The organism is Anabaena sp. 54, from assembly GCF_017355725.1.
Taxonomy (GTDB): domain Bacteria; phylum Cyanobacteriota; class Cyanobacteriia; order Cyanobacteriales; family Nostocaceae; genus Dolichospermum; species Dolichospermum heterosporum.
In genome coordinates this window covers 95,426-111,287 of sequence record NZ_JAAVWA010000017.1, presented here as the reverse complement: position 1 = coordinate 111,287, position 15,862 = coordinate 95,426, and the positions used below count along the sequence as shown (strand labels likewise).

The window sequence follows — 15,862 nt, the reverse complement described above, 5'->3', positions numbered from 1 at the left end:
CTATTAAGTCGGTTTCATATTTGTCTCCTGCGGTAACATCTGTAAATATTTCTTTGTCTAATAATGAGACTGAGTTGATATCTATGTATTTAAGAACTTCGGGAAAGAACAGTTCTATAAATTCTATGAAAAATGTGGATATCAATTCTTTAAATAAGCGGTCATGGTCTATTCTTTCACTCATATTTTTGTCACATAAATTCTTTAATTATTGGTATATTTTAACTTAATCATGCAAATTGTCTAACCAATTTCGTAGATCTTCCACAGTAGCGAAATCAAATATTGCTTCTGCTAACACTTCAATTACCTCTAGATTTAAACTTTTAATCCGGGTTTCTAATTCTATGTCAATATTTCCTACTTTCCTCTTGATTTGACGGACAATTAAATCTTTTTCCTTGGTAATTGCTTCTTGACGACCTTGTTCAATCCCTTGTTCCATCCAACTAGTAACTATCTGCATAACTTCCTCCTTTTCCGCTGGTATTAATGAACCTATTTCTGCTGTAAATTTCTCTTCTTCTATTTTATTCAGTCGCAAATATGTATCAATAAATCCTGATATCAATTGCATTTTTGCCGGATTTAATTTTAAAGTTACTAACAACCTTAAACACTCTGCTTTCACCTTTGGTCTATCCGCTGGTGCTATATTCATTTTCGACATTAAAGCAGATGCAACTGGATTTTGACTATTTAAAAAGTCTCTCCAATTTAGCTGATTTAGTTGGATGACTTGATAATTAAATTTTAGCACTTCCAAATCAGGAAAGTTGATTTGATAGTTATTTGTGGCTAAGGTTTTGGGAGAAGAATATGAAAAAATGACTATGGGATAAATTGGTAAGTCAAATTTTTCGTGTAATCTGGAAAAATAACGGAACATTCTTTGATTAAATTTCGATTTTGCTCCTGATTCGGCTTCAATGTGAACGAGAAAGTAAGAAGGTTCACCGAGAAATTTGACTTTGGCTATTAAGTCGGTTTCATATTTGTCTCCTGCGGTAACATCTGTAAATATTTCTTTGTCTAATAATGAGACTGAGTTGGTATCTATGTATTTAAGAACTTCGGGAAAGAACAGTTCTATAAATTCTATGAAAAATGTGGATATCAGTTCTTTAAATAAGCGGTCATGGTCTATTTTTTCACTCATGTTTTTGTCACATAGATTCTTTAATTATTGGTATATTTTAACTTAATCATGTAAATTGTCTAACCAATTTCGTAGATCTTCCACAGTAGCGAAATCAAATATTGCTTCTGCTAGTACTTCAATTACCTCTAGATTTAAACTTTTAATCCGGGTTTCTAATTCTATGTCAATATTTCCTACTTTCCTCTTGATTTGACGGACAATTAAATCTTTTTCCTTGGTAATTGCTTCTTGACGACCTTGTTCAATCCCTTGTTCCATCCAACTAGTAACTATCTGCATAACTTCCTCCTTTTCCGCTGGTATTAATGAACCTATTTCTGCTGTAAATTTCTCTTCTTCTATTTTATTCAGTCGCAAATATGTATCAATAAATCCTGATATCAATTGCATTTTTGCCGGATTTAATTTTAAAGTTACTAACAACCTTAAACACTCTGCTTTCACCTTTGGTCTATCCGCTGGTGCTATATTCATTTTCGACATTAAAGCAGATGCAACTGGATTTTGACTATTTAAAAAGTCTCTCCAATTTAGCTGATTTAGTTGGATGACTTGATAATTAAATTTTAGCACTTCCAAATCAGGAAAGTTGATTTGATAGTTATTTGTGGCTAAGGTTTTGGGAGAAGAATATGAAAAAATGACTATGGGATAAATTGGTAAGTCAAATTTTTCGTGTAATCTGGAAAAATAACGGAACATTCTTTGATTAAATTTCGATTTTGCTCCTGATTCGGCTTCAATGTGAACGAGAAAGTAAGAAGGTTCACCGAGAAATTTGACTTTGGCTATTAAGTCGGTTTCATATTTGTCTCCTGCGGTAACATCTGTAAATATTTCTTTGTCTAATAATGAGACTGAGTTGATATCTATATATTTAAGAACTTCGGGAAAGAATAGTTCTATAAATTCTATGAAAAATGTGGATATCAATTCTTTAAATAAACGGTCATGGTCTATTCTTTCACTCATGTTTTTGTCAAATTCTCCGGTTATTTTTTGTAAGCAATTACTAATAAAGAACCACCCCAAGGAAAGGAAAAACCTAATGTCAAAAACCAGCGTTCCATATCAAGGATTTTCTCTAAGAGGTAATTTAAAAATCCGCTAATTTTCAGTTCGCTGGTGGGGTCATAATCTTTGGAGTTGGAGCGATTGTTGATGCGATAAATTAGCATTAATGGTAATAAGAAAGAAACAAAGGATGTGACTCTAACTACTTTAAATCCTGCTTGTTTTAATTTAATGATTAAATCTTTTTTAACGTAGCGACGGACATGATGAGCATGAGTATCAGCTTGACTCCATAGCCAAGGATGTTGAGGAACGGTCAGTATGATAAGCTGTTGTGCAGCTTGATACATTTTTGCTAGAACGTCTGTATCTTGTTCTATGTGTTCAAGAACGTCAAAAGCTCCAATAATATCAAATTCCTCAGCAAAGGGGATATTCCGAGCATCCATTTGAAATAGAGTTGTTTTACATAGACGTTCTCTAGCAAATTCTAACCCTGCGGTAAATATTTCACTACCTGAACAGGTAAGATGAGAGAGATTTTTTTCAATTCCTTGCAGGACAAAACCAGTTCCGCAACCAATTTCTAGGAAGTTTTTGGCTTGGGGAAAATAATGTTTTATGGCGTAAATTATCAGCCGATTTCGGGAACGAAACCAGAAGTTTTTGGCTTCTAATTGTGCTAATTTAGGAAAAAATTCAGCTTCAAATCCAGCACTTTCCGCAGCCAGTTCTGGTGCAAAGGTCAAGTGTCCATTTAAGGATGGGGGGGTATATCCACAAGCTGGACAATGCCAATTTTCTTGGTTAAAATGGTGGTGACATTGAGGGCAGATTTTCATGGTATTTTTATTGAAAAAGCGTGGTAATTCAACTTTTGCAGACACCGCAGCTTACTAAATATCCTCCTCTGGTAAATACTGGGGATTTAAAACATTAGCACTATTAAAAGGGCAAATTTCCGGGAAAACATGAATATCTATTCCTGTTTCTTGAGAAGCAATTAATCTGGCATCATGATAACATTCATCAAATACCTCTTCCAAGTATCTCTTTAAGCTAGGACTTTTTTTTAATGACTTGTTTAAACGCAAAGAATGTTCAGTAATTGACGCTTTCCAACTATTAGAGCGTTTTTGTGGTTGATATTTCCACTTGAGTAAATGTTGAAAAACTCTGATCAGATTACTCTCTAAAGCATCTTTACGATTATTGCCCATGTCCTCAATTTCTTCGATAAGATTCTGAATATCCAACTGAGCAAACTCTCCTTTTTCTAGCAGGTTTACGGTTTGTTCTATCCACAAATTGAAATCAGATTCATAGAGAGGTTTTGTGAGTTTCATCATTTTTCAGAATGTACAGATAGTTGAGTAAAGCTAATGCTTATTGATTTTTTAACTAAGAGGGCGTTTAAAAAGTCATGATTGATGTATACTAAACACGGGTGAGATTTAAACTTTTACAGTGGAAAAAATATTATGTTCGTTTTGCTTGTATCAGATTCTACTTTGCACTAATTTGTCATTCAACTCGTTGTCCAAGTACCGCTAGAGTTGATTCCATTGTAGATAATTTTGTGGACTGGTGGGGATTTAGAATCTGTTTTACTTCCTTTTCATGAATATTGAGAGTAGATACAAGTTCAACTTTACGCATTGCTAGATATAGCGTAGATTTTAGTGCTGTCCGCGCTGGTACTCAGGGGAAACGCATCTAAATTTTATTGACAGAACACCATTTTTGTGTATAAACGAAAGAATCGGTATTTATCGTTTGATTGATTTTTTCAGAGTCATCGTGATGGTTTAAATTATTGTCAATAAGTAGACGTTAATGCAAATGTTTGAGTCATTATTGAGATTAAATAGTCCTTATTGATAAGATGCGTTTCCCCTGCGCTGGTACTAATCATCAAAGGGAAGAGCGATGGATTTTTCGACGTTGCTGATTAAGGGTATGAATTTTAGTCTCACGCAAAGGCGCAAAGACGCACTGAGGTTTGAGTTTTAAAGATTCAATTTGGGAATTTCATACCTCGATTCAGCAACGCCGATTTTTCTAAGCAGTCAGCAGCCTCGTTTTGTTCTAGAGAATCTCCGTAAAATAATTTGTCAGTTTTCATTGAAAGAATAGGTAAAAGTGTTTCTATTTATCAATACCTTGTCCATTTCCTGGTTTGTTAGGTTAAGCGACAGCGCAACCCAACGCATTTGTTGGGTTTCATGCTTCAACCCAACCTACAAATCAAGGCTTTTTCTAATTTGGACAAGGTATTGATTTATAAATTAATTTATCCAAACCTTGATCTAAACTTAGATAAAGGAATTAAAGATTTATTTTCTTTATCATCCATCAGTTTTTGTATTTTCAACAATCCTTGTCCACAAACAACTATAGGCTGTGAGTTTTCTATGAAGATAACTTTCCCGGGTGTACGATTTTCAATTACAACATCTTTTACTATTTCAGCTTCTAAAATTCTAACTAAATCACCATTTAGTGTTGTAGCAGCGCCCTTATATGGATAACCCACAGCATCAATAAATCTTTTTAATTTGAAAAACAATCAAATTGCTATTATCCGTATTAATAATCCATCGCCAAGATACAGCTATTGCGTATTGAGTTGTTATTTCTCCAAAGTCTTTTCTGTCGACAAAATGAATATAATTATCTTCACATAAACACTTTATTTCTGAGTAGAAATCTTTTTGCAGTTGTGAGTCACGAGAACCAATGACTATTTCAATATTATGTTTAAATTTGGTTAATAGTTTCTGTAAAACTCTATAACCTTTTTCTGTCATTGCAAAAATTGTTATTTTATTTTCGGTTTTCATTTTCATCAAAATCTAAATTTTTAGTTTTATTTCTGACTAAATATAAAGGTCTTTTCTTGATTTCATCAAAAGTTTTCCCCAAATAAACGCCTAAAATTCCTAAAATAGAAATAATAATTCCTCCCAAAAAATATAGGGAAACAATAATACTACTCCAACCTGTTACAGTTGCACCATAAACCAAAACTTCAATAAGTATATAAAGTCCATAAATAAAAGCAAAACTAGAAATGATAAAACCTAGTTTAATGGCTAATCTCAAGGGTTTATCAGAATAAGCTATAATTGTTTCACTAGCTAATTTCCATAATTTAGCAAAGGTATAGGTACTTTTCCCAGCAAAGCGTTCTTCATGGAAAACATCAATACTAGCAGTAGGAAATCCCATCCAATCTACTAAACCTCCAAAAAATCTCAGTCGTTCACGCATTAGACAAAAACTCTGGGCAACTTGTCGAGATATTATCCGAAAATTGCCAACTTCACCATCATATTGCAGTTCAGTAAAATAATTGAAAATCTGGTAAAATAGCCATGATGTCACTCGTTTTAAGGGAGAATCTTTTCGTTTTCCCCTCCTAGCTAAGACAACATCATAACCTTCTTGAGCCTTGGCATAAAGTCTGGGAATTTCTTCTGGCCTGTCTTGCAAGTCACAATCCATAACTACAACCCAGTCACCATCACAATGGTCTAAGCCTGCGGTTATACCATAATGTTGACCGAAATTCCGACTAAATTGAATTCCTTTTACCTGTGAGTCACTGTTAGCTAATTCAGTAATTATATCCCAAGAGCGATCGCCCCCACAATCCTCAACTAAGATTAATTCAAAGTCTTGTGTAATCGTCTCTAATGAATCCGCAAAACGCTTATACAAAACTTACAAACAGTCTTCTGCTTTATAGACTGGGATCACCACCGAAATGTGAGGCATAATCTAAGCTAGTAGATTTACTGGAAAGTCAATAAGCAATACAATACTATACTGCCACATTGTGCTAATATAATTCTTAACATATTGTAACATTTTTATTAAGGGTATAGCTAAACCTCCTCTTGGTAAGGAAGAGAATTTTCCGGTTTCCCCTTTTGGTAAGGGGGATTAAGGGGGATAATGTGGGAATCAGAGTTCCAGCATTAGTTTTATACCTCATTTACCTGGGAGAAAATTATTTTTTGGTGCTGAAGATGGTGGTGAACATCATCAACATTCCCCCTATCAAAATAGCGATCGCTAATCCTCCAGCCACTAAATCCAAAGTATTATTATCTATGGTCATATTATTCTCATCCAAAATTAGACATTATAATTTATGAACTCTCAACCAGAAGAAGATTTACAACGTCGTCTCCAAAACCTAGCAGCAGAAATCAAATCTGCCGGTGTAAATGCTCGTCAATCAGAAACAGAGACACCTGTAACTAGCGTTACTCAATGGAAGTTATATTTAGAAAAGTCCAGAAATTGGTTTAATGGCTTATCAACAATTAAAAAGCTGGTAGTGACAGGTATAGTCATGTTGATAACCATTTGGATGTTGCAAACAGTATTTGCTCTAGTTGCTTCTGTAATTAGTCTGGCGGTTTTGGCAGTGTTAGTGTATCTTGGATACAAATTTTTTATTGCTAATGGACAAGGAAAATAAGCAATAGCCTATTTGAGTCATGCCAATGGTGGCGTAAAAAAATCACAGGTAATTATGCAATGGCGAATCCAATGATCGGCAAAAGTAGTAGTCAGTCTAGCCGCCCCAAAGAACCGAAAAAATCTAAGATTACACCATTAGCAACGAGGCGCTTTGTAGCTTGGACGGTGGAAATAACACTCTTTATTGCCAGTGGGTTAGTTCCTTATAGTTTAGGCGTATATGTAAATTCTCGTAGTGAGATTCGGCGAGTGCCGCTGAATCCTGTCTTGGTAGTCACAGAAAAAGCGATCGCTAGACCACTAGCATTACCCATCAGTTATGGTATTCGCAACGTCGCCTGGCCGACCAATATCCTGTGGACATTAGCCCTATTATTGCCCACAAGCCTCTGTGGGTGGCAATTGTATTTACTGGCTAAAACAGGCAGCACCATTCCCAAACGGTGGTTTGGTGTGCGAGTCGTAAACGAAGCTGGAACAGCCCCAGGTTTAGGCGCAGTCATAGTTAGAGAAGGATTAGGACGTTGGACAATCCCAGTTTCCGTCGCATATCTACTTTGGCGTTACAGCTTTGTTTTCCCCAACTTGGCTCTGTTTACATCTTTAACAATGTTAATGATCTTAGCAGAATCAAAAGGCTGTCCTAACCAAAAGCGTCCCCGCTCTTTCCATGATCAACTTGCAGGGACATATACAATAGATGCAACCAGCACTGTTATTCCTCCTGGGGAGCATTCAACAATAACCGAAAATAATGTAGATAGTTCACAATCTCCTTCCCCTGCTTCCCCCAGAAATAATCCTAGTATCAGCCTGTTTTTAGTAGGGTTAACTAGCATGATTGCTGTGTTATCAACCTTAATAGGTACACAAATCTACATCCAAACCCAAGAAAGCCAACGGAGAAGCGAACAAACTAATAGTCAAAAGTTCCTTGAACTCATCAAAGCACTCAATCCCAACAACGGTGTTACCAACGAAGACCGCCAAAGAGTTATTTTAGCCTTGGGTAGTGTTGATGATAAACAAGCCATCAAATTATTAATTGACTTATTAGTTAAAGAAACAGACCCCAAAACCCTGGATACCATTCAACAAGCCTTAACTAATGCTGGTTTTAAAGCCATCCCCGAATTAAATCGGATGAATCAGTTTCTCGCTGGAGAACTAGCATCTGTGGGTAAAAGTCCCAATGGGGAAATTAGACAAAATCAGTTAATTCTCACCCAGCAGGTAATTAATAAAATTCTGGCTATCTACAGTGGCAAAATTAACAACATTGACTTGAGCAATGCTCAATTAGGTTCTCAAGCATCTGGGGAAAAGCCCTTATTTAACTTGGTATTAAATAACGTTGATTTATCAGGAGTCGTCTTGAAATCAGCAAACCTTAACCAAGCTAACTTCCAAGGTAGCCGTTTTCGCAGCGTTGGTGAAGATGGACGTTGGGATACTTATGATGATGCGATCGCTGATTTAAATAACACTCAACTAAAGCGAGCTAACTTAAGTAATACCAACTTGAGTCGGGTTTCCATGAGTCGTAGTGATTTAAGTAGGGCTAATCTTAACAAAGCCAACTTATCATACACCCGTTTATTTGGGACTAATCTCAGTAGTACCCAGTTAGTAGGTACAGATTTACGAAATGCAATTTTAGAAAATGCCAGCCTTACAAATGCAGATTTAAGCAACGCTAACTTAACAGAAGCAAATTTATATGCCGCCAATTTAGTCCGGGTTTCTGCCATTGGTACACAATTAGCCTACGCGAATTTAACTAAAACGGACTGGCAAGGTGCAGATTTATCGGAAAGCTATTTAGATTATGCTAATCTCAGTCATGCTAACTTAAGTGCTACTCGACTCACTGGCGCTAGTTTACGCTCGACTAACTTAGAAAACGCTAATTTGCGAAGTGCTGATTTAAGTCGTGCTGACTTACGAGGAGCAAATGTCGCTGGAGCAGATTTTCAAGGCACAATTCTCTTTGTTGGTAAACAAAATCTAGCAGATCAGTTTGTGGAAACACCTGATATTGGTTCTCAAAGTGCCTCAATTAAAGGAGTAGATTTCAGTCAAGCTAAAAATTTAGATCCGCAACAATTGGCATTTATTTGTACTCAAGGTGGACTAAATTCCCGTTGTCCATAATCACACGAAAGGATGTTTGAAAAGTATTATTCTGTGATTTTTAGCACAGTTATACCCCACCCTAACCCTCCCCTTATGAAGGGGAGGGAAGTAGACTTTCTTGTTTCCCCCCTTGATAAGGCTATCGTGTACACACAAGTTAAATTACCCCCCTTAATCCCCGCGATACTTTGGGGGGAAACCGGAAAAATTAGTTCCCTCCCCAAAGCATCGGGGAGGGTTAGGGTGGGGTAATTTGAGGAATAATGGTGATTCGATAACTTGTGTGTACACCGTAGCTTGATAAGGGGGGATTAAGGGGGGTAATAAATATTTGGTACATCATCAGGGACTTTTAAAACACCCTCTGTCAGTAAACCTCTTACCTAAGTTATATTAAATTCAGAGTGTGTCAGGAGTAGGCTAATGAAACGTTTTCAATATTGGCTTGGGATAATCGGAATCGGAACAGTTGTGAGTTTAGTGGTAAACTCTCAACCAGCACAGGCACAAGTAGCTTATGGCAGTTATGTTGGTATTGGTCCGACTGTGGGGTTGACAGATGGTACTCAATTGGGCGGAGTCCTGGCTTTTCGTTACAAATTACTAGAAACACCCATTTCTTTCCGCACTCAAGCTTTAATTGGTAGGGGAACAGCAGTAGTTCCGACTGTTTCCTATGACATCCCCCTCAACTGGCAAACTGATGCTTATTTAGGTGCTGGTTTAGTCTTAACTAGTGGTGATACGCCTTCCCCTGTTGGTAATAAAATTAGCTTTGCTCTGCAACCGGGAATTGACTATGTTATTCCTAATAGTAATACTGTGATTTTTGGTAATGCTATTATTGCCTTTGATGCCTACCGAAATACTGGTGGTACAGCTTTATCTTTACAAGGTGGAGTTGGGTTAAAATTTTAATTCTTAATTGGTAAAAATTTTGTAACCTTTTGATTTTTAATGTTGAATTTTGGAAAAGATGGTGCTAAACCGAGAGAAAATAGATTTTTACTTAACAGACATAGAAACTCCTATAGGTAAGGTAATTAGTGTAGCTATTTCTCTGTTGGTTTTAGTATCATCAGGAATTTTCGTGGCGGAAACTTATGATCTTTCTCAAGAGGCTCGCTGGGAGTTAAGAGTATTAGATAATTGTGTATTAATAATTTTTGCTGGAGAATATTTACTGCGCTTATGGAGTACAAAAGATAGAATTAAATATATTCTGAGTTTTTATGCAATTATTGATTTAATCTCAATTTTGCCATCTTGTATAGGATTAGTAAATACTAGTTTTATCCGGCTATTACGTTGGTTTAGAATATTGCGTTTGCTGAGATTTATTGATAAAAAGTTTCTAATTGGTAGTATCAGTAATCAAGATAGTGTAATTTTTGCGAGAATATTATTTACTTTATTTGCGATAGTTTTTGTTTTTTCCGGGTTAATTTATCAAGTTGAACATCCAGTTAATCCCCAGAATTTTGATACTTTTTTAGATGCTTTTTATTTCTCAGTTGTGACAATGACAACCGTGGGATTTGGTGATGTGATACCAATTTCTGAGTTAGGGCGCTTACTAACGGTATTGATGATTTTAACAGGCGTGGCTCTGATTCCTTGGCAGATTGGTGACTTAATTAGACGATTGGTAAAAACGGCAAATCAAGTGGAAACTGTTTGTCAAGGGTGCGGTTTAGCTTTTCATGATGCAGATGCCGAATTTTGTAAAAGGTGCGGTAAACAATTGTAGTAGCTATTAGAACTACATGGGGGTAAAATCACAGTCAGTAGGGGCGCAGGGTCTGCGCCCAGTCAGGGTTTGGGCGAATTTTCTACAGCAGGGGATTCAAAATTCACGTCTTCATAGACATCTTCTATAGGACAGTGAAAATCTACACTGGCTAAATGCACATTTTCTCCCTGTCCATAACTATAAAATACCCATTGTCCCTCGGAATTACGACGGAAAATTTCTACATTTCTTCGCGTTTGACTTACTAATACATATTCTTGAAGTGATTCTAAGTGGCGATAATCAGCAAATTTATCACCTCTGTCAAATGCTTCTGTGGTGGGAGATAGGACTTCGATAATTAAACAGGGATAACGCAAAAAGTTATGAAAGGCTTTATCTTTTTGGTCACAACTGACTATGACATCGGGATAGTAATAAGTATTAATTGATTCAATGTGTGCTTTAGTATCGGCAATGTAGGCTTGACATCCACTACCACGTAGATGATTTCTCAGCATTGAAGCAATATTGAGCGTAATAACTACATGAGTATTACTAGCCCCTGCCATTGCGTAAACGTCTCCGTCTCTGTATTCATGCTTGATAGGGCTGGTTTCTTCCCCTTGGAGATATTCTGTGGGGGAAAGATAGTTATAGCTGGGAGTTGCAATCATAGAAGATGACCTAATCTGATTTGTGTTTTATCTAAGTTCCTCCTTATCTAGTTTAGGCTAAAAAATGAATTTGACATCGGATTGAATATTATTAAATTGATTAAGGGCGCAGGCCCTGCGCCCCTACGGGTTCATTAATTTGCTGGTAATTGTGGGTGTGTTGCTGAATATTTGCTGACTATGGCAGACACTTCTGGGTTATAAAGTCTGAGATAATTCCAGTAGTTGCCAAAAACTTGGCGGACGTAATTTCTTGTTTCGTCAAAAGGAATTTCTTCGACAAATTCATCGGGATCTTGTTTGGGTATGGTTTGTAGCCATTTGGCGACGTTGCCGGGTCCGGCATTATAACTAGCGATCGCTAACATGGAATTATTGCCATACTGTTGATGAGTATGATCTAAATACCAAGTCCCCAACATAATATTATCGTTAGGATTTTCTAGGTTGAGTTTTTTGAAATCTAACCCGATTTGTGGGGCTATCCATGCCCCTGTACTGGGCATAACTTGCATTAAACCTGTTGCACCGACGGGGGATTTAATTTTGGATTGAAAGCGGGATTCTTGCCGCATTAAAGCTGTAACTAAGAGAGGATTAAGTTGACGGGAAGTAGACCATTTTTCAATTTCTTGAAAATAAGGAAAAGGATAACGGGCTTGCCAGTAGATGGGTTGTTGACTTAAAGCTGCATATTCGGCTTTTTCAGTGGGGGTTTCTCGGTCTTCCAATTTAGCGATTTTGTCAATACCAATGAGATATTCACCCTTAGTTAATCTCATCAACCCTTCGGTAAACTGTTCAGCAACACTAGGCTGTTTTTTATTTTTAAATTCTGTTTCCCATTGCCACCAAGCATCACGATCTTGTCCTAGTAAATACAATTCATGGAAAGTCTGAGAACCGGCGGGAGGAACAGGACGTTGGGGGGGAATAATTGCCGGATTCATCACGCGCAAAGTATTAAAATTCCCCACATTTAAACCCAAAATACTGGCAGAACGCCAGGCATAATAAGATTGAGGAAATTCACTAATTACAGATTTATAAGCAGTAATAGCTTCCTGTTGTTTGCCTAGTATTGTTGCCCATTTGCCCACCCAAAATCCGGCTCTAGGAGCTAAAATGCTAGTTTTGTTATTAATAGTAATTGGTTGCGCCCATTGCCATGCTCCTAAATAATCATTGTTTTTGGCTTTATTTTGGGCGATTTTCCAGCGAAATTCTGCGGCTTCATCGGTGCTGCTATATTTTCCTAGCAATAATTTCTCTGTCGTATTAGCTGATTTATTATCTTTGAGAGATTCTAAAAGTTTGGCTTTTTTAACTAATGCTGGAGGTGCTTGATCGGGAAAATTACTAATTATTTGGTCAAGATAGATAATGGCATCTTTACCTTTAGCAATATCGGCTAATCTTGATAGGGCGGTTGCTGTTTCTTTGGCGGTGGGAAATTTTTGTAATAGTTGTTTATAAACTACAATGGCTTGATCTTGCTCTTTATTTAATTGTAATCCTCTGGCGATACGATAGAGGCTAATGGCTGTTTTTGGGGCTTGAATGTAAGCATTTTTAGCTTTGGTAAACTCATTGTTATCCCAGTAGACTGAACCGATGAGTTCCCAATCTGTGGGTTTGAGTTGTGGCTGTTTTACCAATTGATCTAATACGCCCACAATCCCCGGCTCGTCTGCGGCGTATTGAGCCAAGATTAATTGTAATTTGGGTTGATTTGGATTATCGTTTAACCGTTTGCGGATAATTTCCCAGGTGAGGGGATGGGAGGGAAATTGAGCGATCGCTTGATCTGATAATTTTGGTTGGGCGATCGCATATATAGCCTTGACTACGGCTGCTTCTTTGCCATATTCTTTTACCACCTTGCGGCGCAAATCGGAAGCTTGCTTATCTGCACCTAAAATATCATGAGCCTGGGCTTGTTTAAGTAAAATATAAGGTGCTAATACAGGATAATCTTTTTCCAGTCCTGTCAATAGACTCAGGGCTTTTTTGCCTTGGGAAGTTTCTACATAATCACAAGAGAGTAGATAACGGGCGCGTTCCCGATCTGGGGAACTGCCTTTTTCAGCAATTTCCGTGAGTTTTGTTAATCTTTCTGGTACAGATTGAGACAATAGCGAAAAGACAACTGACTTAACTTTTGCAGCCTCAGATAGTTTTTCCGGCTTACTCTGACCCAAGTTCAACCATTGACTGACGGTTTTGCTGGCTTGGGGGGCTGATACCATTGCCCCGGCTAAAAAGGCACATAGTCCAGCACCAGCAAGTAGATAAATTTGTGTTTTCTGTAGTTTTTTCAACATTGATACTCGCTGTTTGCCTAGCGTCTCACGGAGAAAGTTGACGATTAGATGAATATTTTGGCAACTTTATCATTAGGGTAACACCCCTCACCAAGTTTTACGCCTATGATGCCAGACTTTCCGCCAGTTTATACAAATGTAATCTCTCTTTAATTTTGTGGTGACAGATTGTAGGGGCGAAGAGATCCCGCCCTCATTGGTGTCAACTTAACGTAAAACCCATAGCCCACCTGGGAATGATAGCGTAGCGTGGCGTTAGCCATATTCCCAGTCTCATAGCAAAAGTCATCTGAAGATGACTAAAAATCCCCAGTTTAAGTAATTGGACAAAAATATTTACAGTCATTGCGAGCGAAGGGAAGCAATCACAACCCTGGCGATTGCTTGATTTCACTTCGTTCCATATGGCTAACGCCACGCAATGCTTACGCAATGACATTGTGTAATTAATTCTGTCTCACTACTTACTTTAGCCCTGTTCTGTCAGATTTGGAAAATACAATACCTGAAAGGTTTACGGGGCTTTGGTTTTGACGTTTTATGCAACAATTTTATTTTTTGATACATAAAAAACCGCCAAACCTTGATGAAATAAGAGTTACAAAAGATGGATTCGATTATTGTTTTCCGAGAGTGACAAAACAGGGCTAAGTTGACACCAATGCCCCGCCCTCAATTGTATTGCTAATTTTGACTTTGAATTTGCCTAACTACCGTTAAAGCTGAATAACTAACGCCCGCAGTCCCTTCTCCAGGATGAGTAGAATCACCAACCAACCACAAATTACGAATAGGTGTTCGATTAGCAAAACCAAAGGGTCCAAAGGTGGGAATTCTTTGACCAATACCACCAACAATACCTGATTCTCTACCTGTATAATGAGCGAAGGTACGAGGTGTGGCAGCTTCTACATGAATAATAGTTTCTGGTTTCAAATAGAAATATTCAGAAAGTTTGGATATCGCATCTTGAGTAAATTTTTGTTTTAACTCTTCATAATTTTGAGTTTCCCACCAGGGGATAAAATCAACAAAGGAAGAAGCGATAATTGTGGCTTTTCCTAATGGTGCGCGACCATCTCCTTCATGACTCACAGATACAAATAGGGAATTATTTTCTCCAATAGGTTTATTTACATCATATAAAAATTGTAAATGCGGTGGACAATTAGGAGGAATTGCACTTTTATCTACACCCAAATAAATCACATAAGCACCGGAAGCTGGTGGGAGTTTTTCAACCCTTTGTTTATATCCAGAAGGGGCATCTTCTCCTAATAATTGAACCAAGTTTTGAACGGTGACGTTAGCAACTATATGATCTGCTGATTCTGTCCAAGTTTCCCCGGTTTTCTGATTTTTAATGATGACGGCGTTGGCTTGGTTATGGGCAACTTGGATTTTTTCAACGGTGTGGCGCATTAATAACTTACCACCATCTCGTTCTAAAGATTCTACCAAGCGATCGCTCAAAACTTGCATACTCCCTTGCAGATGAAATAACCCTTGGGGTAATTGGGATACACTCAAAGCTGTAGCTGCATAAAGTAAAGCCGTTTCTTCCGCACTAACTTGAGAATATAATTTCAGTTGTAAATCTAAAAATGTCCGCAGTCTTTGGTCATTTCCTAACCCACATAATCGTAAAGCATCCCCCACAGTGAATAAAGTAAAAGGTGCAGTAATAAATGTCCTCGGACGGACAGCTTTAATTAATTGTCCTAAGTCCCATAAATTCCGGGGTGGTAAAACCGGATCACGTCCTTGAAATTCCCAACTAGCATTAAATAAAGTGGTTAATAATTGCCAAAAAGGTTCACTTCCGGGAAACTGTTTTTGACGTTCTGCTTGCCATTTTTGAGAATCACGCCAAACATTAATGGGTGTAGATTCTCCCGGAAGAAATACAGCACAAGCTGGGTCGCAAGGTGTCGCAGCGGGTAATTCTATATTTAATTCTGAGAAAATGCGGTGATGAATTCCCCCAGGTTCTAAACCCGCTACTTGCGTCGCACCAACATCAAAAGTAAATCCTTGACGTTTGAAGGTGGAAGCGCAACCACCAGGAACAATTGCTTGGTCAAGAATTAGGACATTATAACCTCTATGTGCTAATAATGCTCCGGCTGTAAGTCCACCTATACCCGCACCAATGACGATAACGCGGGATTGATTTTTTGGATCAGTAAGATTTGACATTGATGATTAACTTCAATTTCAGAGGAATTAATGAGATATGATCTAATCAAACAATCATCATTATTAACATCTAATATATCAGATTTATTCACGATAAAATAAATGGTAGATGACTCTATTTACA

General features: G+C 37.5%; 14 protein-coding genes and 1 pseudogene. 4 read left to right on the top strand and 11 right to left on the bottom strand.

All coding sequences use genetic code 11. The annotated features are described in order from the left end of the window. The 8 genes and pseudogenes from HEQ36_RS16230 to HEQ36_RS16195 all read right to left on the bottom strand — a co-directional run. Positions 1–184, bottom strand: a pseudogene (locus HEQ36_RS16230) (flagellar assembly protein H); the annotation flags it as partial. 42 nt (positions 185–226) lie between these two features. Further along, positions 227–1,159, bottom strand: coding sequence for a DUF4351 domain-containing protein (locus HEQ36_RS16225; protein ID WP_290708061.1), 933 nt, complete (start codon positions 1,157–1,159; stop codon positions 227–229). Between the two features lie 42 nt (positions 1,160–1,201). Continuing rightward, positions 1,202–2,134, bottom strand: coding sequence for a DUF4351 domain-containing protein (locus HEQ36_RS16220; protein ID WP_290708059.1), 933 nt, complete (start codon positions 2,132–2,134; stop codon positions 1,202–1,204). A 20-nt stretch (positions 2,135–2,154) separates the two neighbouring features. Then, positions 2,155–3,018 carry a bifunctional 2-polyprenyl-6-hydroxyphenol methylase/3-demethylubiquinol 3-O-methyltransferase UbiG gene (locus HEQ36_RS16215; RefSeq protein ID WP_081424349.1) on the bottom strand — a complete coding sequence of 288 codons (864 nt, stop codon included), beginning with the start codon at positions 3,016–3,018 and terminating at the stop codon, positions 2,155–2,157. Between the two features lie 54 nt (positions 3,019–3,072). Beyond that, positions 3,073–3,522 (bottom strand): DUF29 domain-containing protein, encoded by a 450-nt coding sequence (locus HEQ36_RS16210; protein WP_081424161.1) that lies wholly within the window; start codon positions 3,520–3,522, stop codon positions 3,073–3,075. 947 nt (positions 3,523–4,469) lie between these two features. Beyond that, positions 4,470–4,712: a hypothetical protein gene (locus tag HEQ36_RS16205; RefSeq protein WP_168637153.1), complete on the bottom strand. Its 243-nt coding sequence runs from the start codon at positions 4,710–4,712 to the stop codon at positions 4,470–4,472. A gap of 4 nt (positions 4,713–4,716) precedes the next feature. Next, positions 4,717–5,019, bottom strand: a complete 303-nt coding sequence (locus HEQ36_RS16200) for a hypothetical protein (protein WP_168637152.1) — start codon at positions 5,017–5,019, stop codon at positions 4,717–4,719. Next, positions 5,003–5,899 carry a glycosyltransferase family 2 protein gene (locus HEQ36_RS16195; protein ID WP_199924392.1) on the bottom strand — a complete coding sequence of 299 codons (897 nt, stop codon included), beginning with the start codon at positions 5,897–5,899 and terminating at the stop codon, positions 5,003–5,005. Before HEQ36_RS16195 ends, HEQ36_RS16200 begins: the two co-directional genes overlap by 17 nt. Positions 5,900–6,335: 436 nt before the next feature. Between HEQ36_RS16195 and HEQ36_RS16190 the strand changes: the two genes are divergently transcribed. The 4 genes from HEQ36_RS16190 to HEQ36_RS16175 all read left to right on the top strand — a co-directional run bounded on the left by HEQ36_RS16190 (position 6,336) and on the right by HEQ36_RS16175 (position 10,556). Beyond that, positions 6,336–6,668, top strand: coding sequence for a hypothetical protein (locus HEQ36_RS16190; RefSeq protein WP_053538356.1), 333 nt, complete (start codon positions 6,336–6,338; stop codon positions 6,666–6,668). 59 nt (positions 6,669–6,727) lie between these two features. Then, positions 6,728–8,824: a pentapeptide repeat-containing protein gene (locus HEQ36_RS16185; RefSeq protein WP_053538357.1), complete on the top strand. Its 2,097-nt coding sequence runs from the start codon at positions 6,728–6,730 to the stop codon at positions 8,822–8,824. 405 nt (positions 8,825–9,229) lie between these two features. Continuing rightward, positions 9,230–9,724, top strand: coding sequence for a hypothetical protein (locus HEQ36_RS16180; RefSeq protein WP_053538358.1), 495 nt, complete (start codon positions 9,230–9,232; stop codon positions 9,722–9,724). Positions 9,725–9,782: 58 nt separating this feature from the next. Next, the gene (locus HEQ36_RS16175; protein WP_168466269.1) at positions 9,783–10,556 is read left to right on the top strand and encodes an ion transporter; all 774 of its coding nucleotides are present in this window, start codon (positions 9,783–9,785) and stop codon (positions 10,554–10,556) included. A gap of 62 nt (positions 10,557–10,618) precedes the next feature. Here HEQ36_RS16175 and HEQ36_RS16170 read toward each other — a convergent pair whose 3' ends face one another. The 3 genes from HEQ36_RS16170 to crtD form a co-directional block, all read right to left on the bottom strand. Then, positions 10,619–11,215, bottom strand: coding sequence for a Uma2 family endonuclease (locus HEQ36_RS16170; RefSeq protein WP_027401978.1), 597 nt, complete (start codon positions 11,213–11,215; stop codon positions 10,619–10,621). A gap of 134 nt (positions 11,216–11,349) precedes the next feature. Continuing rightward, on the bottom strand, positions 11,350–13,539 hold the full coding sequence (locus HEQ36_RS16165; protein WP_168637151.1) for a transglycosylase SLT domain-containing protein: 2,190 nt from the start codon (positions 13,537–13,539) through the stop codon (positions 11,350–11,352). A 684-nt stretch (positions 13,540–14,223) separates the two neighbouring features. Continuing rightward, positions 14,224–15,738 (bottom strand): C-3',4' desaturase CrtD, encoded by a 1,515-nt coding sequence (gene crtD / locus HEQ36_RS16160; protein ID WP_168637150.1) that lies wholly within the window; start codon positions 15,736–15,738, stop codon positions 14,224–14,226. Positions 15,739–15,862 lie beyond the last annotated feature (124 nt).

Excerpts from the sequence above, each read along its gene's own strand:
- HEQ36_RS16220 (WP_290708059.1), bottom strand. The coding sequence starts at position 2,134 with ATGAGTGAAAGAATAGACCATGACCGTTTATTTAAAGAATTGATATCC.
- HEQ36_RS16225 (WP_290708061.1), bottom strand. The coding sequence starts at position 1,159 with ATGAGTGAAAAAATAGACCATGACCGCTTATTTAAAGAACTGATATCC.
- HEQ36_RS16215 (WP_081424349.1), bottom strand. The coding sequence starts at position 3,018 with ATGAAAATCTGCCCTCAATGTCACCACCATTTTAACCAAGAAAATTGG.
- HEQ36_RS16170 (WP_027401978.1), bottom strand. The coding sequence starts at position 11,215 with ATGATTGCAACTCCCAGCTATAACTATCTTTCCCCCACAGAATATCTC.
- HEQ36_RS16210 (WP_081424161.1), bottom strand. The coding sequence starts at position 3,522 with ATGAAACTCACAAAACCTCTCTATGAATCTGATTTCAATTTGTGGATA.
- crtD (WP_168637150.1), bottom strand. The coding sequence starts at position 15,738 with ATGTCAAATCTTACTGATCCAAAAAATCAATCCCGCGTTATCGTCATT.
- HEQ36_RS16180 (WP_053538358.1), top strand. The coding sequence starts at position 9,230 with ATGAAACGTTTTCAATATTGGCTTGGGATAATCGGAATCGGAACAGTT.
- HEQ36_RS16175 (WP_168466269.1), top strand. The coding sequence starts at position 9,783 with ATGGTGCTAAACCGAGAGAAAATAGATTTTTACTTAACAGACATAGAA.
- HEQ36_RS16185 (WP_053538357.1), top strand. The coding sequence starts at position 6,728 with ATGGCGAATCCAATGATCGGCAAAAGTAGTAGTCAGTCTAGCCGCCCC.
- HEQ36_RS16190 (WP_053538356.1), top strand. The coding sequence starts at position 6,336 with ATGAACTCTCAACCAGAAGAAGATTTACAACGTCGTCTCCAAAACCTA.
- HEQ36_RS16165 (WP_168637151.1), bottom strand. The coding sequence starts at position 13,539 with ATGTTGAAAAAACTACAGAAAACACAAATTTATCTACTTGCTGGTGCT.
- HEQ36_RS16200 (WP_168637152.1), bottom strand. The coding sequence starts at position 5,019 with ATGAAAACCGAAAATAAAATAACAATTTTTGCAATGACAGAAAAAGGT.